Source organism: Streptomyces inhibens, assembly GCF_003389455.1.
GTDB classification, from domain to species: domain Bacteria; phylum Actinomycetota; class Actinomycetes; order Streptomycetales; family Streptomycetaceae; genus Streptomyces; species Streptomyces inhibens.
Map to the genome: position 1 here is coordinate 1 of NZ_QUAC01000079.1, position 18,547 is coordinate 18,547.

Consider the following 18,547-nt stretch of genomic DNA (forward strand, 5'->3'; position numbering starts at 1 on the left):
GGACGGCCCATGAGCGCGGCGCGCGCCCGCCCCGTGGTGGGACGGGCGCGCGCCGGCCGTCACCACATGGACGGCTTGCGGGCGGCCCACGGCCGGGCCTGCTCCAGCTGCGCGGAGAGCGCTATCAAGGTGGCCTCGTCGCCGTACCGGCCGGCCAGCATCACCCCGATCGGCAGCCCCTCGGCGTTCCACTGCAGCGGGACGCTGACCGCGGGCTGACCGGTGGCGTTGTAGAGCGCGGTGAACGGTGTGAAGGCGCCGATGGCGGAGAACTCGGCCTGCGGGTCGGCGTCGTTGCGCAGTCCGCCGACGGGTGCCGGCGGCGCGGCCACGGTCGGCGAGAGAATCACGTCATAGCCGCCGTCCGGCGGCATCAGACCGTCCGCGAGGGACTGGGCGAGCATTCGGAACGCGTACATCGAGCGGGTGAAGTCCGGACCGGAGACCTCGGCGCCGCGGCCGCGCAGATAGCGGGTGAGCGGCATCAGCAGCTCCTCGGCCTCCGGCGGCAGCGGGCGGTGCGCGGCCACCACGGACCACACCCGGGTGAAGGCGTGGCGGATGCCGTCGTCGGCGGGCAGCGACAACTCCTCCACGTCGTGGCCGAGTCCGGTCAGCAGCGCGGCGGTGTCGGCGGCGGCGGTACGGCAGTCGGGGTGGACCTCGACGCCGGGGATGGGCGCCTCGGTCACAGCGGCGATCCGCAGCCGTCCGGGGTCGCGGAGGGCGTGCGAGGCGAAGGTCTCGCCGGGCGGGAGCGAGGGCGCCGCGTACGGGTCGCCGGGCATCGTGCCCGCGAGCACGTCCAGCAAAGTGGCCGCGTCGGCGACCGTACGGGCCAGCGGGCCGGACGTCGCCAGGCCCGTGACATCGTGCAGCAGCGGGCCGCCGCTGACCCGGCCGCGGCTGGGCTTGATGCCGAACAGCCCGCAGACCGACGCCGGGATACGGATCGAGCCGCCGCCGTCGCTGGCATGCGCGAGGGGCGCCAGCCCGCCGGCGACGGCCGCGGCCGCCCCGCCGCTGGAGCCGCCCGCCGAGCGCTCCAGGTCCCACGGGGTGCGGGCGGGCGGCGCCAGACCGTTCTCCGTGTAGCAAGGCAGCCCGAATTCGGGGGTGTTGGTCTTGCCGAGCAGGATCGTGCCGCCCGCCCGCAGCTTGCCGACGACATGGTCGTCGACGGCCGGCACATGCTCGGCCAGCGCCCGCGAGCCCATCGTGCAGCGCACGCCCGCGACCTGGACGAGGTCCTTCACGGGGACCGGAACGCCGTGCAGGGGCGGGAGTTCGCGGCCCTCGCGACGGGCCGCGGCGGCCTCGCTCTCGGCCTCCGCGGCCTGTTTGCGGGCGATCTCCGGGGTACGGGTGAGGAATGCGCCCAGCGTGTCGTCGAGCCGCTCGATCCGCGCCAGATAGTGGTCGGTGAGCTCGACGGGGGAGAGCTCACCGGACCGGATTCCTTCGGCCTGTTCGAGCGCGGTCAGATCGTGCAGTTCGGCCATGGACGTCCACCCTCTCCTTCAGGTGCCCGTGCGGCTGGTGCCGTACGGGCAGGGCCGACGCCCGCGCCGGGCGCGATGCCGGGGTGGGTGGTCAGCCCGTGAACAGTTGTTTCAGTTCGAGGGTGAGTTCGTAAAGGCCGCAACTGCGTGGCGCGTTCAGGCCGCCGCGAACGCCCCCGCCCCGCCGACCCGGCCCGCGGCCGTCAGCGCTTCAGGCGTCAGCACGGCCACCGGTGCCAGCACACCGCACTGCCGGCAGGCCGGCCCGGACGCCGGGACGTCCGCGGTCTCCGGGAGCCAGCTGAAGCGGGTGGAGCCGCACACCGGGCAGTCGCGGCGCGGCCGTCCCGCCTCCATCGCCACGATCATGCTGTGCAGCACCACTGCGAGTCGGGCCGCCGGATGCCGTTGCGGTGAGGCGCACGGCACGATGTCACAGCCGCCCCAGGTCCGGCGGTGCCAGTCGTCGAGCACGCCGGGCTGACGGATGCCGTCGTGCTTCTCCTTGCGCCGCCGGGCGGCGAACTCCTCCTCGTACGCGAGCCAGAGGTCGCGGGCCTCCTCCAACTCGGTCAGCGCGGCGACCAGCCGCTCCGGGTCCGGATCGCGGTCCTGGGTCGCGATACCGGCCCGGGTGCACAGATGGTGCCAGGTCGCCCGGTGCCCGTAAGGGGCGAAGCGCTCAAGGCATTTGCGCAGGGCGGTGCGCCGCTGAGCCGCGACGAGTCGTGGATTGCGGACCTGTTCTGCGAGGGCTCTGAAACCGGCCATTCCATCCCACCTCCATGGGGAGGATCCGACTGGACGGCGATGGGACGTAGCCGATCACCGCCTGGATCCATCGAACTTTCTTGCGGGTTCGGTGGCGGGTGCTTCGAAGCGGCGTGGCGGCGCCGGGTCGATGGCTGTGGGGAATTCGAAAAGGTGACTGTTGTTCATCTTCCCGTCGGGGATAACCGCCGGTAACGTCCCGCCCGCCCTCCCCCAAGTTCCCAAGGAGCAAGGGGGACCCCCATCGAGGAGCAGGAATGCGACGACGTACCGGAAGGCTCAGGACTGCCGCCGTGGCAGCCCTGTTCGCCTTGGGTGCCACGCTCTTGGCACCGCCCCCCATCGCGGCCGCGACCGCCGCACCGGACGAGAATGACTACTGCCAGGACCAGTGCGCCGACATCCTGCCGCCCGGCGCCACCGGCAACGCCACCCTGGTGGAGATCCTCGGCAACAAGATGTTCGGCACCCACCCCGAGCACTCCACCGACCAACTCGCCCCCTACGGCGCGCTGGCGAGCGGCTACCGGTCGCTCACCGACGACACCCTCACCCAGTTCTTCAACGACGCCTCCTTCGGCGTCCCCAAGGACCAGGTCGGCAAGGTCAGCACGCCGCGCGACGATGTGACCATCACCCGCGACAAGAAGACCGGCGTCCCGCACATCAAGGGAACCACCCGCTACGGCACCGAATTCGGCGCCGGCTACGCCGCGGGCCAGGACCGGCTCTGGCTGATGGACCTCTTCCGCCACATCGGCCGCGGCGAGCTGACCTCGTTCGCCGGCGGCGCGCCCGCCAACCAGGGCCTGGAGCAGCAGTTCTGGCCGCAGGCCCCGTACACCGAAGCCGATCTGCAGGCCCAGGTCGAATCCATCCGCGACTCCAACGGCGAACGCGGCAAGCAGGCCATGGCCGACGCCCAGGCCTATGTCGACGGCATCAACGCCTACCGCGAACAGTCCAAGAACGGCCGCTACTTCCCCGGCGAGTACGTGCTCACCGGCCATGTCGACGCCATCACCAACGCCGGTGAGATCAAGCCCTTCAAGCTCACCGACCTCATAGCGCTGGCCTCCGTCGTCGGCGGGCTCTTCGGCAACGGCGGCGGCGGAGAGGTCACTTCGGCCCTCGCCCTGCTCTCCGCCCAGCAGAAGTACGGCGTCGAGAAGGGCACCGCGGTCTGGGAGTCCTTCCGCGAGCGCAACGACCCCGAGGCCGCGAAGACGCTGCACGACGGCAGCAGCTTCCCGTACGCCGTCAAGCCGGCCAAGGCCAAGGGCGTGGCGCTGCCCGACCGAGGCTCGGTCACCCCCGAGCCGCTGGTCTTCGACCGCACCGGCGCGGCCGCGTCCAAGGACAAGAACCCGCCCCAGGACCCGGTCAAGGCCCCGAAGAAGTTCAAGAAGCTGGAGGGGCTCTTCAAGGACGGGGTGCTGCCCGAGGGCAGCTTCAACCCCACCCAGCACCGCGGGATGTCCAACGCCCTGCTGGTCTCCGGCAAGCACACCGCAAGCGGCAACCCCGTCGCCGTCTTCGGCCCGCAGACCGGCTACTTCGCGCCCCAGCTGCTGATGCTCCAGGAGATCCAGGGGCCGGGCATCAGCGCCCGTGGCGCCTCGTTCGCGGGCGTCGGGATGTATGTGCAGCTCGGCCGCGGCCAGGACTACTCCTGGAGCGCCACCTCCGCAGGCCAGGACATCACCGACACCTTCGCCGTCGAGCTGTGCAACGCGGACGGCTCGAAGCCCACCAAGGACTCCACCTCCTACCGCTACCGCGGCACCTGCGTCCCCATGGAGAAGCTGGAGCGCACCAACTCCTGGAAGCCCACCATCGCCGACCCGACGGCGGCCGGCTCCTACCGGATGCAGATCTTCCGGACGAAGTACGGGACCGTCACCCATCGCGCCACCCTCGGCGGCAAGCCCGTCGCCTACACCGCGCAGCGCTCCACCTACCGTCACGAGGCCGACTCGATCATCGGCTTCCAGATGCTCAACGACCCGTCGTACGTACGCGATGCCAAGACCTTCCAGAAGGCCGCCCAGCACATCGGCTACGCCTTCAACTGGTTCTACGCCGACTCCCGCGACATCGCGTACTACAACAGCGGCCTCAACCCGGTCCGCAACCCCGCCGTCGACCCGTCGCTGCCCGTCAAGGCGGACGACGCCTACGAGTGGAAGGGCTACGACCCCACGACCAACTCCACCGACTACACCCCGCCCGCCCAGCACCCCCAGTCCGTCAACCAGGACTACTACATCTCCTGGAACAACAAACAGGCCAAGGACTACGACTCGGCCGGCTTCGGCAACGGCTCGGTGCACCGCGGCAATCTGCTGGACGACCGGGTACGCGCGCTGACCAAGGACGGCGGGGTGACCCGCGCGTCGCTGACCCGGGCGATGGCCGAGGCCGCCGGCACCGACCTGCGCGGCGAGGACGTCCTGCCCGAACTCCTGCGCGTGATCAACAGCAAGCCGCTCACCGACCCCGAGCTGAAGACCGCGGTCCAGCAGCTGGAGGCCTGGCGCAAGGACGGCGCCCAGCGCCGGGAGACCGCGGCGGGCTCGCACACCTACACCCACCCGGACGCGGTGCGCCTGATGGACGCCTGGTGGCCACAGATGATCGAGGCCGTCTTCAAGCCGGGCCTCGGCGGCGACCTGTATGACGCGCTGCGCGCCAATCTGGCCATCGACGAATCACCGTCGGCCGGCCACGGCCCGACCGGGGCGCACGCCGGATCGGCGTTCCAGTACGGCTGGTGGAGCTATGCGGACAAGGATCTGCGGTCGGTGCTCGGCGACAAGGTCGACGGCCCGCTCGCCCAGCGGTACTGCGGAGGCGGTGAGCTGTCCGCCTGCCGCGAGACCCTGCTGGCCACACTCCAGCAGGCGAACGGCAAGACGGCCGAGCAGGTCTACCCGGGCGACGGCAGCTGCAAGGCCGGCGACCAGTGGTGCGCGGACGCGATCATCCACCGTGCGGTGGGCGGTCTGACCCACGACACCATCAGCTGGCAGAACCGGCCGACCTATCAGCAGGTCGTGGAGTTCCCGGCACACCGGTAGACGGGAAGCGCCACACGAAGGCCCCGGGGTGTGACCCCGGGGCCTTCGGCACGGGCCACGAGCGGGCCGTGGCGCCGCTTTCCGTTGGGGCTATGCTGCACAGTTCTGAATTCCAGGGGATGGGAAAGCGAGTAGGGGCGCATGGCCTTGTCAGGTCCGCAGCAGTACCCGACCGAATTGCTGGACACCACCATGGACCAGCTGCGCACGCTGATCGTCGTCCACGAGGCGGGTACCGCGCTGGGCGCCGCCCGCCGGCTGGGCCGCGAGCAGTCCAGCGTGCAAAAGCAACTGGACACCATGAACCGCACGTTCGCCGCGCTGTGCGGCGAGGAGCTGGTGCTCAAGCAGGGGCGGGGGAGGGACGCCTTGTTCACCGCGACCGGCGAGGCGCTGGTCGACCTGGCGCGGCGCACGCTGGGCGAGTGGACGGGCGGTGTGCACGACGCCCGGCGCCGGCTCGGCAGGACGCTGTCCGTCGGCACCACCCGCTATACGCTCGGCTTTCTGCTGGAAGCGGTGGAACGCGTCCGCGAGGACTATGAACGCGACGATGTGGATCTGAAGGTCACCCATGTCCGCACAGGAGACCTTTTCGCCAAACTGCGCTCCAAGGAACTGGATCTGGTCTGCGGCAGCGTCGTGGTCACGGAAGGCGCGGAGACGGAGCTACTGGCCCCGTACGAGGTCATGGAGTGGCGCCGCAGTGGGCTCTCGCTGCTGACGAATCTGCCGCCGGACCGGCTCCCCGGCCCCTCCTTCGGCGCCCGCGATCTGCCCGGGCTGCCGCTGGTCATCTCGGCGCGCGGCCTCATCGGCCGCTTCCTGACCGCGTGGTACGGCCCCGACTACCGGCAGAAACTGTCCGTCGCCGCGGAGATAGAGGCCGCGCACTACGGCTTCGAGCTGCTGCGCTCCGGGGTGGTCAGCGGAGCGATGCTGGTCACCCGGGGCATCGGGGAGGCGGCCGCGGACGGCCGTCTCCCGGAAGCCGGCGGGCTGCGCACCCTGGAGATCGTCGGGGAGGTGGGCCCCAGGACCGAGGTCCTGGTCGGCGTCTTCACCCGGCGCGGCGAGCGGGACTCCTACGGGCCCGGCCATCCCCTCAACCTCCTGTGGGACGCGTTGTCCAGGGAGAGCGGGCGGTGGTGGCTGAGCTCGTGAGTGCGCGGCGCCACCGGCACCTCAGACCAGTTCCCGCTCCCGGGTCTCCGGCAGTGCCAGGACGCACAGCAGCGAGACGACCGCCATCGCGCTGACGTACCAGCCCACCGATGCCGAGCCGTACGCCGACTGGAGCCGGGTGGCGATCAGCGGAGCCACCGCGCCGCCCAGGACACCGCCCAGGTTGTAGGCCAGCGAGGCGCCCGAGTACCGCACCGTCGCGCTGAACAGCTCCGGCAGATAGGCGCCCATCGGGCCGTACACCACCCCCATGCAGAACAGCGCGCCACCGATCCCGAGGGCGATCAGCACCGGCTGCCGGGTGTCCAGCAGCGGGAAGAGCACCGGCCCCCACACCAGCGCGAGCACGCTGCCGGCGAGGATCAGCTTGCGGCGGCCGGCGCCGTCGGAGCGGGTGGCGGCGAGCCAGGTACCGGCCGCCAGGAAGAGGCAGGCGACGAGGGAGAGCCCCAGCATGGTGTTGCGGGAGATGCCGAGGGTGCCGGTGGCGTAGGCGAGGCAGTAGGTCGTCGCGGTGTAGAAGAGGCCATACGCGATGATCATGCCGCCCGCGCCCAGCAGCAGTTCGCGCGGATGCCGGCGCAGCACATCGGCGGTGGGGACCTTGCTCGCCTCCTGGGCGTCCAGCACCTTGGTGAAGACCGGCGTCTCACTGATCTTCAGCCGTACGAACAGCCCGACGCCGACCAGCAGGAACGACAGCAGGAACGGCACCCGCCAGCCCCACGAGCGGAACGCCGCGTCATCGAGCCCGGACGACAGCAGCCAGAACACCCCGGTCGCCGCGAAGAACCCGACGGACGGGCCGAGTTGCGGGAACGCGGCATACAGCCCACGGCGCTTGCGCGGCGCATGCTCGACCGCGAGCAGCGCCGCCCCGCCCCACTCCCCGCCCAGGCCGATGCCCTGCAGAAAACGCAGCGCGATCAGCAGCAGCGGCGCCCAGATGCCCCAGGTGCCGTAGCCGGGGAGCAGCCCGACGAACGCCGTCGACAGCCCCATCAGCAGCAGCGAGGCGACCAGGACGGACTTACGGCCCACCCGGTCGCCGAAATGGCCGAAAATCACCGAGCCCAGCGGCCGCGCGGCGAACGCCACCGCGTAGGTGGAGAAGGACGCGAGGGTGGCGTTGACCGGGGCGAGCGTCGGGAAGAACGCCTGGTTGAGGACGAGCGCGGCGGCCGTCCCGTAGATGTAGAAGTCGTAGAACTCGATGGCCGTCCCGATGAACGAGGCCACCGCCACCCGGCGCAGGCTCTCACCGCCGGCGGCTTCCCCGTCCGTCGTCGCCGGCGAATCCGCCGATGCCGGTGCCGGTGTCTGTGCTGATGTCGCGTCACTGCTCACGAGCGCACTTTCCGGCTCGGTGCGGGGGCCGGTCAAGAGCGGACATGGCCTGTCTCGGCTCTTGAGACCGGGACAGGCCGGGACCGGTACCGGCCCAACGCCCTTACGTGTACCGCAGATACCGCCGCCGCACCGCACGGAAGCGGGTGAGGTTCTCCTGCCAGGCGGCGACGATCTCGTCCGTCCCGGCGCCCGCGTCGATCATCTTCCGTACGGTCGACGAGCCGGTCAGCCGGTCGATGCCGTTGTCCGGGCGCCAGGCGAAGCCGGGCCAGATCCGCTTCGCGGTCACCAGGAGGCCGATACCGGTGCGCACCGGGTCGAAGGCGGCGCGGTCGTGGAGGTGCAGCTGTACGCCGCCGACCGTCCTGCCCTGGAACTTGGAGAAGGTGGGTGCGAAGTAGGCCTCCCTGAAGTGCACGCCGGGCAGGCCCAGTTCGGTGGCGGCCGCGGCCCACCGCCGGTCGATGCCATCGGCGCCCAGCAGCTCGAAGGGGCGGGTGGTGCCGCGTCCCTCGGAGAGGTTGGTGCCCTCGAACAGGCAGGTGCCCGCGTAGACCAGCGCGGTGTCCGGGGTGGGCATGTTGGGGCTGGGCGGCACCCAGGGCAGGCCGGTCGTGTCGTAGAAGTCGCCGCGTCGCCAGCCGGTCATCCGGACCGTCTCCAGCTCCACCGGGCGCCCGGCGGCCTTCGGGACGAACTCGCCGTTGAACAGCAGCGCCAGCTCCGCCACCGTCATCCCGTGCGCCTGCGCGATCGGCTCCCGGCCGACGAACGAGGCGTACGCCTTGTCCAGCACCGGACCGGTGGCCGAGCGGCCGGTGACCGGGTTGGGCCGGTCCAGGACCACAAAGCGTTTGCCGGCGAGGACGGCCGCCACCATGCAGTCGTACAGCGTCCAGATGTAGGTGTAGAAGCGGGCGCCGACGTCCTGGATGTCGAAGACGATGGTGTCCACGCCGGAGGCGGTGAAGATGTCGGCGAGTTGCTTGCCGCTCTTGTTGTACGTGTCGTAGACCGGCAGCCCGGTGGCCGGATCGTCGTAGCGGCCCTCGGAGCCGCCGGCCTGTGCGGTGCCCCGGAAGCCGTGCTCGGGGCCGAAGACGGCGGTCAGGTGCACCCGGTCGTCGGCGTGCATGACGTCCACGATGTGCTCGACGGCCTGGGTGACGCCGGTGGGGTTGGTGACGATGCCGACCCGCCGGCCCGCCAGGAGGCGGTAGTCGTCGGCGGCCAGCCGGTCGAAGCCGGTGTGCACCCGCCGTTTGCCGCCGTGGGCAGGGGATGCCGCACGGGCCGGCCCGGCGGCCGCGGTGAGCGCCGCGCCGGCCGCGCCGGTCGCCGCCAGATGCCCGAGCAGTACGCGTCTCGACAGAGCCATCCGTACACCTCCGTGATCAGAAACCCACCGGATACGTGTCGTGTGCACGCTAACGCGCTCCGGGCCCGGGCGGAACGCGCCCGGCCGTGACGGGATACGGACTCTTCCGCCAGGACATACCGACTGGTTAGTCTGCCAGTGAGTCGATCCGACGCGACCGAGGGAGACACAGCGTGGAAGCCGTACGGGACAAGGCCGTTGTCGTGACCGGGGCCGGCGGGGGGATCGGCGCCGCCCTGGCCCGCCGGTTCGCCGCCGAAGGCGCCCGGGTCGCGGTCAACGACCTGGACGAGGCCAAGGCGCAGCGGACCGCCGACGAGATCGGGGCGGTCGCGGTCCCCGGCGATGCCTCCGCCGTCGTCCCGGCCGCCCGCGAGGCGCTCGGTGGCGGGATCGACATCTTCTGCGCCAATGCCGGGGTCGGCACCGGCGGCGGGCCCGAGGCGTCCGAGGAGGACTGGACGCTGGCCTGGGACGTCAATGTCATGGCCCATGTACGGGCGGCGCGCGAGCTGGTGCCGGAGTGGCTGGCGCGCGGCAGCGGACGCTTCATCTCCACGGTGTCCGCCGCCGGCCTGCTGACCATGGTCGCCGCGGCACCGTACAGCGTCACCAAGCACGGCGCGTACGCCTTCGCCGAGTGGCTCTCGCTGACCTACCGCCACCGCGGCATCGATGTCCACGCCATCTGCCCCCAGGGCGTACGCACCGACATGCTCGCCGCCACCGGGACCGCCGGGGACCTGGTCCTCACGCCCACGGCCGTGGAGCCCGAGGACGTCGCCGACGCGCTGTTCAAGGCGATGGCGGAGGGCCGCTTCCTGGTCCTGCCGCACCCGGAGGTCGCCGACTACTACACCGCACGGGCCGCCGACCCCGACCGCTGGCTCGGCGCGATGAACCACCTCCAGCAGAAGCTGGAGCAGGCCGAGGGCCGCTCCTAGCAGGACGGGGTGGCGGGCCGACCGGGCCGCCACCCCGTGTCACCCCAGGTGTTCCCCGCAGGGATGATCAGGCGATCAGCAAGAAAGGGCCGCACCCGATGACCTCCTACCAGGACAAGCCGTGGCTGGCACAGCTCACCGACGCCCAGCGCGCCCCCGTCCAGCCGCCCCCCTCGACGCTGCACGCCTTCCGGGCGGCGGTGGGCCGCGTCCCCGACCGCACGGCGCTCGCCTACTTCGACGGCCGGCTGTCCTACGCCGAGACCGACGCGCTCTCCGACGGCATCGCCGCCCACCTCGTCCAGCGCGGATTCCGGCGCGGCGACCGGGCCGCGGTCATGCTGCAGAACACCCCGCACTTCGTGCTCGCGCTGCTCGGCGTCTGGAAGGCGGGCGGCGTGGTGGTGCCCGTCAACCCCATGTACAAGTCCGGCGAAATGCGGCACATCCTGGACGACGCCGAGGTCACCGCCGTCATCTGCGCCGACCGCACCTGGGACGATTTTCTGCGCGCCACCGCCGCCGAGGCACCGTCCGTACGGATCGCGCTCACCGCGTACGAACGGGATCTGCAGACCCGCGACGACCGGCGGGTGCTGCGCGGCGAGCGCCTGGGACCGCTGGAGGGCGCCGACGATCTGCTGACCGTCGCCCGCACCACCGGGAGGATCGGCGCGGTGCCGGCCGATCCGGAGCTCACCGCCGACGACCTCGCGCTGATCAGCTACACCTCCGGCACCAGCGGCACCCCCAAGGGCGCCACCAACACCCACGGCAACATCACCTACAACGCCGAACGCCAGCGCACCGGCCTGGGCCTGCCCGAGGGCGCCACCTACTTCGCGCTCGCCCCGCTCTTCCACATCACCGGCATGGTCTGCGAACTGGCCGCCTGTATCGCCAACGCCGGCACCCTCGCGCTGGCCTACCGCTTCGAGGCGGGCGTCGTCCTGGACGCCTTCCTGGAGCACCGCCCCGCCTACACCGTCGGCCCCTCCACCGCCTTCATGGCGCTGATGGCCCACCCCGGCGTCACCCGCGATCACTTCGCGTCCTTCGTGACCATGTCCTCCGGCGGTGCGCCGTTGCCGCCCGCGCTCGTCGCGACATTCCACGAAGAGTTCGGCCCGTACATCCACAACGGCTACGGCCTGACCGAGTGCACCGCGCCCTGCGCCAGCGTCCCGCCCGGCAGGCGAGCACCGGTCGACAAGGTCTCCGGGACGCTCGCGGTCGGCGTCCCCGGCCCCGACACCGTCGTACGGATCATCGACGAGAACGGCCGGGACCTGCCGTTCGGTGAACAGGGCGAGATCGCGGTCCGCGGCCCGCAGGTCGTCCCCGGCTACTGGCGCCGCCCCGACGCCACCGCCGAGGGCATTCCGGACGGCGAACTGCGCACCGGCGACATCGGCTTCATGGACACCGACGGCTGGCTCTATGTCGTCGACCGCAAGAAGGACATGATCAACGCCTCCGGCTTCAAGGTGTGGCCGCGCGAGGTCGAGGATGTGCTCTACAGCCACCCCGCGGTGCGCGAGGCGGCGGTCGTCGGGGTGCCCGACGCCTACCGCGGCGAGTCGGTGAAGGCCTATGTCAGCCTGCGCCCGGGGACGGCTCCCGACCCCGCCGAGCTGTCCGCCTACTGCAAGGAACGGCTGGCCGCGTACAAATATCCCCGCGAGGTGGAGATCCTGGCCGAGCTTCCCAAGACCACGAGTGGCAAGATCCTCCGACGGGAGCTGCGCCACCGCGCATGACGTACGCACGAAGGACAGGTGAGGGCGATGGCCGGCACGAAGGACGGCAACGGCAACGGCAGCGCGAAGCCGGTGGCCCAGCGGCTGCTGGCCACCGCCACCCGGCTCTTCGCGGAGCAGGGCTATGACCGCACCTCCGTCCAGGAGATCGTCGATGCGGCGGGCGTCACCAAGGGCGCCCTCTACCACTACTTCGGTTCCAAGGACGATCTGCTGCACGAGGTCTACGGCCGGGTGCTGCGGCTCCAGCAGGAGCGGCTGGACCACTTCGCGGACGCCGACGCGCCGGTGGAGCAGCGGCTGCGGGACGCCGCCGCCGATGTCGTGGTCACCACCATCGAGAACCTCGACGACACCAAGATCTTCTTCCGCTCGATGCACCACCTCAGCCCGGAGAAGGACAAGCAGGTACGCGCCGAACGGCGGCGCTACCACGAGCGCTTCCGGGCCCTGATCGAGGAGGGCCAGCGCACCGGCGTGTTCGCCGCCGACATCCCCGCCGACCTCGTCGTGGACTACCACTTCGGCTCGGTGCACCACCTGGGCACCTGGTACCGCGAGAACGGTCCGCTCACCCCGCAGCAGGTCGCGGACCACCTCGCCGATCTGCTGCTGCGCGCCTTGCGGCCGTGAGCCACTGCGTCGGGGTGCGGCGCCGGGCCGCACCCCGGCGCCGCTCGGCACCCGGGCCCACCGGGCCTTGACCGCACCCTCGGGAAATTGTTGGATTGCGAGCAAGACCAGTGGGCATGCGCCCCGGGGCGATGAGACTCAAGGGACGGTCACGGTCAGGGGCTGTCCTCATCCGGGACTCGTAACTTAAGGTGCGGATAGTACCGATAGCTACCGATGTGGGTGCCCTTTGCCTGAAGTAACCCTGTTTCTCCGGGAGTACGCACGGACGCGCCGGGAGGTGGGGGCGATCGCTCCCAGTGGCTCCCGGCTCGGCAGGGCCCTCACCCGCTATGTGATCCCCAGCCCCGGCAGCGCCCGCGCGGTCCTTGAGGTGGGGCCGGGCACCGGGGCGGTGACCCGCCATATCGCCGGCTCGCTCGGCCGGCTGGACACCCTCGACCTGGTCGAGGCCAATCCGCGCTTCGTCGACCTGCTGCACGGGGCCTACGGCAGCGACCCGCGGCTCCAGTTCCGCACCGGCCTGGTGCAGGAACATGACCTCGGCACCTACGACACGATCGTCTGCGGTCTGCCGTTCGCGAACTTCGACGCCCCGACGACCGCGGACATCTTCGACCGGCTGCTCGGGGCCCTCAAGCCCGGCGGCACCCTGTCCTTCTTCGGCTATGTGGGAGGGGCGAGGATGCGCCGCACGTTCACCGGGCGAGCGGCTCGTGAACATGTCCTCGACGGGCAGAACACCCTGCGCCGGATATTGGACCGGCACACCTTCCGTACGGAACTGGTGCTGGGCAACCTGCCGCCGGCCCGGGTGCATCACCTGGCGCCGGTCAGCGCCCCCGTTCACCCGGCGTGAGATCGCGCTCACGCCCACCGGGCGACGCCCTCCTGCGCTCGGCAGGCCGGGCGTCACCGCCTCGCCCGTACGGTCCCGGGCGCCGCACCCTTGATCCGGGTGCCGGCGCCCGGGTTCCGTCGACGGCGGCCGGCCGGGTCCGGCTCCGGCCGTCGGGCACGTCCTAGAGGTAGCGCTTCAGCTCACGGCGCGCCAGCGACCGCTGGTGCACCTCGTCCGGGCCGTCCGCCAGCTGGAGGGTGCGCGCCCCGGCCCACAGCTCCGCCAGCGGGAAGTCCTGGCTGACGCCGCCCGCGCCGTGCAGCTGCACCGCCTTGTCGAGGATGTCCACGACCGTGCGCGGGGTGGCGATCTTGATGGCCTGGATCTCGGTGTGCGCGCCCTTGTTGCCGACGGTGTCCATCAGCCAGGCGGTCTTGAGCACCAGCAGCCGCAGCTGCTCCACCGCCACCCGGGCGTCCGCGATCCACTCCTGGACCACGCCCTGCTGGGCCAGCGGCTTGCCGAACGCCGTACGGGTCACCGCGCGGCGGCACATCAGCTCGATGGCGCGCTCGGCCATCCCGATCAGCCGCATGCAGTGGTGGATCCGGCCGGGGCCGAGCCGGGCCTGGGCGATGCCGAAGCCGCCGCCCTCCTCGCCGATCAGATTGCCCGCCGGCACCCGTACATCGTGGAAGAGCACCTCGGCGTGGCCGCCGTGGTAGTGGTCCTCGTAGCCGTAGACCTGCATGGCGCGCTTGATCTCGACGCCGGGGGTGTCGCGCGGCACCAGGATCATCGACTGCTGGCGGCGCAGGTCCGGGCCGTCGGGGTCGGTCTTGCCCATCACGATGAAGATCTGGCACAGCGGGTTCATCGCCCCGGAGATGTACCACTTACGTCCGTTGATGACGTAGTCTCCCCCGCTCTCGGCTCCGCTCGAGCGGGAGGTGCCCCCATCATCGCGGGCGATATGCGTCTCGATGTTGGTGGCGTCCGACGAGGCCACCTCCGGCTCGGTCATCGCGAACGCCGACCGGATCTCGCCCGCCAGCAGCGGCTCCAGCCACTGCTTCTTCTGCGCCTCGTTGCCGAACTGCGCCAGCACCTCCATGTTGCCGGTGTCCGGCGCCGCGCAGTTCAGCGCGGTGGGCGCCAACTGCGGGCTGCGGCCGGTGATTTCGGCCAGCGGCGCGTACTGGAGGTTCGTCAGCCCCGCGCCGTGCTCCGCATCGGGGAGGAAGAGGTTCCACAGCCCCTGCTTGCGGGCCTCGGCCTTCAGCTCCTCGACGATCGCCGGGGTGTCCCACGGCGAGGCGAGCGCGGCCCGCTGCTCATGGGCGGTCTGCTCGGCCGGATGGACATGCTCGTCCATGAACGTCAGGAGCTTCTCGCGCAGCTCCTCGGTACGGGCGTCGTATGCGAAGTCCATGGGTGCCTCAGCCTTCCTTGAGGGTGGTGAGTCCGTGGCCGATGAAGACGGGGACGAGCTCGCCGATCCGGTCGAACCCCGCGCCGACGGTCTGGCCGAGCGTGAAGCGGTAGTGGATGCCCTCCAGGATCACGGCGAGCTTGAACCAGGCGAACGCCGTGTACCAGGCGATGGCGGAGGTGTCCCGGCCCGAGCGCGCGGCATAGCGCTCGATCAGCTCGGCCGGCGAGGGGTGGCCGGCGGCGCCACTGGTGGTGCTGACGGGTGACTCGGGCAGGCCCAGGTCGGAGCTGTACATCACCAGCAGACCGAGGTCGGTCAGCGGATCGCCGAGGGTGGACATCTCCCAGTCCAGTACGGCGTTGATGGTGTCGTCCGCGCCGACCAGGACGTTGTCGAGCCGGAAGTCGCCGTGCACGACGGTCGGCGCGGGCGAGGCGGGCAGCGCCCGGCCCAGCGCCTCGTGCAGCTCGTCGATCCCCGGCAGCTCACGGTTCTTCGAGGCGCTCAACTGCTTGCCCCAGCGCCGCAGTTGGCGCTCCAGAAAGCCGTCCGGGCGGCCGAAGTCGCCGAGCCCGACCGCCTCCGGGTCCACGGCGTGCAGCTCCACGAGCGTGTCGACCAGGGACAGGACCACGGCGCGGGTGCGCTCGGGCCCGAGCGGGGCGAGCTGGCCGGCCGTCCGGTACGGCACGCCCTCCACCAGCTCCATCACATAGAAGGGCGCGCCGATCACCGACTCGTCCTCGCACAGCAGCAGCGCCTCGGGCACCGGCACCGGCGTCTCGTGCAGCGCGCTGATGACGCGGTGCTCGCGCCGCATGTCGTGCGCGGTGGCCAGCACATGGCCGAGCGGCGGCCGGCGTACGACCCAGGAGGCGGCGCCGTCGGTGACGCGGTAGGTGAGGTTGGACCGCCCGCCCTCGATCAGCTGCGCCCGCAGCGGGCCGCCGGCCAGCCCCGGCCGCTCCCGGTCCAGATGCTCGCGCAATCTCTCCAGGTCGAGGCCGGGAGGGTCCTCCCGGTCCGGTGCCTGAGGGGGAGGGGTGCCCTTGCTCATCGTGCTCCTCCGTACGGAGTGGACGGTCCATCGGTCGCTGCACCGATCATGCCGACTAGTCGGTATGGAGTCCAGTGCCGGTGCGTGGGGCGTCGGTCACGCGACGCATTTCCGCCGTACCGCTGACCGGCGGCCGGCCGGGCCCCGGGCCATGGCTCAGGCGTGACAGGCCATCGGGACCCCACCGTTCAGCACCGTCATATCGCCGAATCCGGCCACCGGGTCGAGCGGTGCGCCCGGCGCGGCACCGTCCAGCTCCGCGTACGCCCGATGCAGATTCGCCACCAGCCGCTCGCTCTCGGCCAGCTCGGCGAACGGGCCCGGACCCGCCTCCTGGGCCACCTCCAGCGGCGTACGGCCGGCCGCCCGGCCCTCCTGCGCCAGCCGGACGACATGGCGCAGATAGCGCTCGATGCCGTCGTACACCTCGGGGCCGGTCACCGGACCGTGCCCGGGGACGACGGTGACCGCGTCCAGCGAGCGCAGCACCTCGATGGCGCGCAGCGATCCGGACAGCGACCCCATGAAGACGAACGGTGTGCCGCCGTGGAAGACCAGGTCCCCGGTGAAGACGATGCGCTGCCGGGGCAGCCAGACGATGGTGTCGCCGGTGGTGTGCGCCACGCCCGGGTGGATCAGCCGGACCTTGATATCGCCGATGTGCAGGGTCAGCTCGTCGGTGTAGGTGAGCTCCGGCGGGGTGAGGCGGATGTCGCCGTACTCCACCTGCGGCCACATCGCATGCAGTTGATGCCCGGCGGCCAGCAGCTCGCGGCGGCAGGCGGTATGCCCGATGATCGTCGCCTCGGGGGCGAAGACGCCGTTGCCGTAGGTGTGGTCGCCGTGGTGGTGGGTGTTGACCACCGTGCGGGGCGCCGGCGCGCCGCTCTCGGCGATCCGGCGGCGCAGCAGACGGGCCCGGCGCTCGGTGGCGGCGGTGTCGACGACGAGGGTGGCGTCGCCGTCGGTGACGAACCCCGCGTTGTTCAGACACCAGCCGCCGTCCGGCTGGATGAACGCCTGGACCCCGGCGGCGAGTTCGGTGAGATAGGGCTCGGGGACGGGCGGCCCGGAGGCGGCGGTCCCCGCCGACGTCGTCCCTGCTGTCGTGGCCCGTGCCGCCGCGTCGTCGCCCATGCCGAGTGTGTCCCCTCGTCCGATGGTCCGTCACTCCCCGCTGCCGTGCCGGGGGTTGGCTGAGCTCCGGCACCGCGAGGTCGCGTCACGGTACCCCCGTGGCCCGGGCTCCGTCCTCAGTGACCCGGCCGGACCAGGATCACCACGCCGCACAGCGCCAGTGCCAGGGTGCAGGCGACCAGGAGCAGCGCGGTCCGCGGGGGCAGCCCCGGCGGGCGGCCGGCGGTCATCGCGCGCATCCGGCGGTGTGCGAGGGTCACGAAGGCGAGCCACAGCAGCCCCATCAGCACCGCCAGAACCGCCTCCACCGCCCCGGGCGCATCGCTCTCCAGCAGCTGCCGGCCGGCCAGCGCCGCCATCGCCGTGGCGGACAGCGTCGTACGCCGCCAGGCCAGCCTGGTCCGCTCCGGCTGCAGCCCGGGGTCCCGGTCGAGGGCCGGTCGAGGCCCCGGCACGTCCGGCCGCGCTCCGCCCGCCATCGGCTAGTCGGTCCGGCCCAGCAGCACCAGCACGACCACCGCCACCGCCAGCACCGCGACGGCCAGCGCCAGCGCCGTGGGGAAGCGGGAGACCGGCAGATCCTCGCCGCGCCGCATCGCACGCTCGCAGCGCACCCAGTGGTTGACCGCCCGCAGCGTACACAGCGCCCCGCCCGCCAGCAGGACGAGGGTGAAGGTCACCCGCAGCCCCTCGTGCAGCCGGGGCAGGAACTGGTCCACCGCGAATCCGCCGCCGACCAGCGCCAGTCCGGTGCGCAGCCAGGCGAGGAAGGTGCGCTCATTGGCGAGCGAGAAGCGGTAGTCGGGCGTCGCGCCCTCCTCGCGGACCCGCGCGGGCGAGAACCACAGCCGTACGGCCGCGCCGATCGACCGCAGTCCGTCGGTGAGGATCATGGCCGAAACCCTACCGTCGGGCCTGTCCCGTACCCCGTTCGCATCAGGCGTCCTCCGGCTCCCGCCGGGCGAGCAGCTCCCGGTACGCGGCGAGCCCGTCCGGCGTCCACGACCACTCGTCGAGCCGCCGGGCCAGCTCCTCCTCGGTCACGAAGGCATGCCACTCGATCTCCGACTCCTGAGGGGCGACCGGCAGTGTGCAGCGCACCTGGTAGACCGCGGACCACCAGGTGTGCTCGGCCGTCTCGTAGAGGAACTTGAACAGGGGTTCCGGCTGCGCCAGCCCCTGCACACCCAGCTCTTCCTCCGCCTCGCGCAGCGCCGCCGCGTCATAGCTCTCGCCGGCGCCGACCACCCCGCCCACGAACATGTCGTAGTGGGAGGGGAAGACGAGCTTCTGCGGTGTGCGGCGGTGGACGAAGATCCGGTCCCGGTCGTCCCGGACCAGGACGAAGCTGGCCCGGGTGCGCATTCTGCGGGCGTAGGCCTCGCCGCGGGGGGCCTGCCCCACGACCTGATCGTTCTCATCGACGACGTCGAGGATCTCGTCCGCGTTGAGCGGTTGCTGATCGGTCATGGGG

At 71.5% G+C, this 18,547-nt stretch carries 16 protein-coding genes; 6 read left to right on the plus strand and 10 right to left on the minus strand.

From position 1 onward, the window contains the following. Nucleotides 1–59: 59 nt before the first annotated feature. Both DY245_RS11320 and DY245_RS11325 read right to left on the minus strand, forming a co-directional pair. Nucleotides 60–1,502: an amidase gene (locus DY245_RS11320; RefSeq protein ID WP_128506243.1), complete on the minus strand. Its 1,443-nt coding sequence runs from the start codon at nt 1,500–1,502 to the stop codon at nt 60–62. A gap of 156 nt (nt 1,503–1,658) precedes the next feature. Beyond that, nucleotides 1,659–2,273, minus strand: a complete 615-nt coding sequence (locus DY245_RS11325; RefSeq protein ID WP_128506245.1) for a hypothetical protein — start codon at nt 2,271–2,273, stop codon at nt 1,659–1,661. 257 nt (nt 2,274–2,530) lie between these two features. On the opposite strand from DY245_RS11325, the gene DY245_RS11330 reads away from it, so the two are divergent. Together DY245_RS11330 and DY245_RS11335 are read left to right on the plus strand one after the other, a co-directional pair. Continuing rightward, nucleotides 2,531–5,353 (plus strand): penicillin acylase family protein, encoded by a 2,823-nt coding sequence (locus DY245_RS11330; RefSeq protein ID WP_128506247.1) that lies wholly within the window; start codon nt 2,531–2,533, stop codon nt 5,351–5,353. 141 nt (nt 5,354–5,494) lie between these two features. Further along, a complete protein-coding gene (locus DY245_RS11335) occupies nt 5,495–6,517 on the plus strand; it encodes a LysR family transcriptional regulator (RefSeq protein ID WP_128506249.1) in 1,023 nt (340 codons plus the stop codon). 21 nt (nt 6,518–6,538) lie between these two features. Here the strand turns inward: DY245_RS11335 and DY245_RS11340 are convergent, their stop codons facing one another. Together DY245_RS11340 and DY245_RS11345 are read right to left on the minus strand one after the other, a co-directional pair. Further along, a complete protein-coding gene (locus tag DY245_RS11340) occupies nt 6,539–7,885 on the minus strand; it encodes an MFS transporter (protein WP_244942984.1) in 1,347 nt (448 codons plus the stop codon). A gap of 103 nt (nt 7,886–7,988) precedes the next feature. Further along, on the minus strand, nt 7,989–9,266 hold the full coding sequence (locus tag DY245_RS11345; RefSeq protein ID WP_128506251.1) for an exo-beta-N-acetylmuramidase NamZ family protein: 1,278 nt from the start codon (nt 9,264–9,266) through the stop codon (nt 7,989–7,991). Between the two features lie 173 nt (nt 9,267–9,439). Between DY245_RS11345 and DY245_RS11350 the strand changes: the two genes are divergently transcribed. From DY245_RS11350 to DY245_RS11365, 4 genes are all read left to right on the plus strand, one after another. After that, the gene (locus tag DY245_RS11350) at nt 9,440–10,210 is read left to right on the plus strand and encodes an SDR family oxidoreductase (RefSeq protein ID WP_128506253.1); all 771 of its coding nucleotides are present in this window, start codon (nt 9,440–9,442) and stop codon (nt 10,208–10,210) included. Between the two features lie 98 nt (nt 10,211–10,308). Next, on the plus strand, nt 10,309–11,970 hold the full coding sequence (locus tag DY245_RS11355) for an AMP-binding protein (RefSeq protein ID WP_128506255.1): 1,662 nt from the start codon (nt 10,309–10,311) through the stop codon (nt 11,968–11,970). Between the two features lie 27 nt (nt 11,971–11,997). Beyond that, nucleotides 11,998–12,603 (plus strand): TetR/AcrR family transcriptional regulator, encoded by a 606-nt coding sequence (locus tag DY245_RS11360; RefSeq protein WP_128506257.1) that lies wholly within the window; start codon nt 11,998–12,000, stop codon nt 12,601–12,603. A gap of 280 nt (nt 12,604–12,883) precedes the next feature. After that, on the plus strand, nt 12,884–13,462 hold the full coding sequence (locus DY245_RS11365; protein WP_238571947.1) for a class I SAM-dependent methyltransferase: 579 nt from the start codon (nt 12,884–12,886) through the stop codon (nt 13,460–13,462). Between the two features lie 163 nt (nt 13,463–13,625). Here the strand turns inward: DY245_RS11365 and DY245_RS11370 are convergent, their stop codons facing one another. The 6 genes from DY245_RS11370 to DY245_RS11395 all read right to left on the minus strand — a co-directional run bounded on the left by DY245_RS11370 (nt 13,626) and on the right by DY245_RS11395 (nt 18,543). Continuing rightward, nucleotides 13,626–14,876: an acyl-CoA dehydrogenase family protein gene (locus DY245_RS11370; protein ID WP_128506261.1), complete on the minus strand. Its 1,251-nt coding sequence runs from the start codon at nt 14,874–14,876 to the stop codon at nt 13,626–13,628. A gap of 7 nt (nt 14,877–14,883) precedes the next feature. Continuing rightward, nucleotides 14,884–15,936 (minus strand): phosphotransferase family protein, encoded by a 1,053-nt coding sequence (locus DY245_RS11375; protein WP_128506263.1) that lies wholly within the window; start codon nt 15,934–15,936, stop codon nt 14,884–14,886. 156 nt (nt 15,937–16,092) lie between these two features. Next, nucleotides 16,093–17,073, minus strand: coding sequence for an MBL fold metallo-hydrolase (locus DY245_RS11380; protein WP_128506265.1), 981 nt, complete (start codon nt 17,071–17,073; stop codon nt 16,093–16,095). Between the two features lie 116 nt (nt 17,074–17,189). Beyond that, nucleotides 17,190–17,552 carry a DUF202 domain-containing protein gene (locus DY245_RS11385; RefSeq protein ID WP_128506267.1) on the minus strand — a complete coding sequence of 121 codons (363 nt, stop codon included), beginning with the start codon at nt 17,550–17,552 and terminating at the stop codon, nt 17,190–17,192. 3 nt (nt 17,553–17,555) lie between these two features. Further along, nucleotides 17,556–17,966, minus strand: coding sequence for a YidH family protein (locus DY245_RS11390; protein ID WP_128506269.1), 411 nt, complete (start codon nt 17,964–17,966; stop codon nt 17,556–17,558). Between the two features lie 43 nt (nt 17,967–18,009). Continuing rightward, the gene (locus DY245_RS11395) at nt 18,010–18,543 is read right to left on the minus strand and encodes an NUDIX domain-containing protein (RefSeq protein WP_128506271.1); all 534 of its coding nucleotides are present in this window, start codon (nt 18,541–18,543) and stop codon (nt 18,010–18,012) included. Nucleotides 18,544–18,547: the final 4 nt, after the last annotated feature.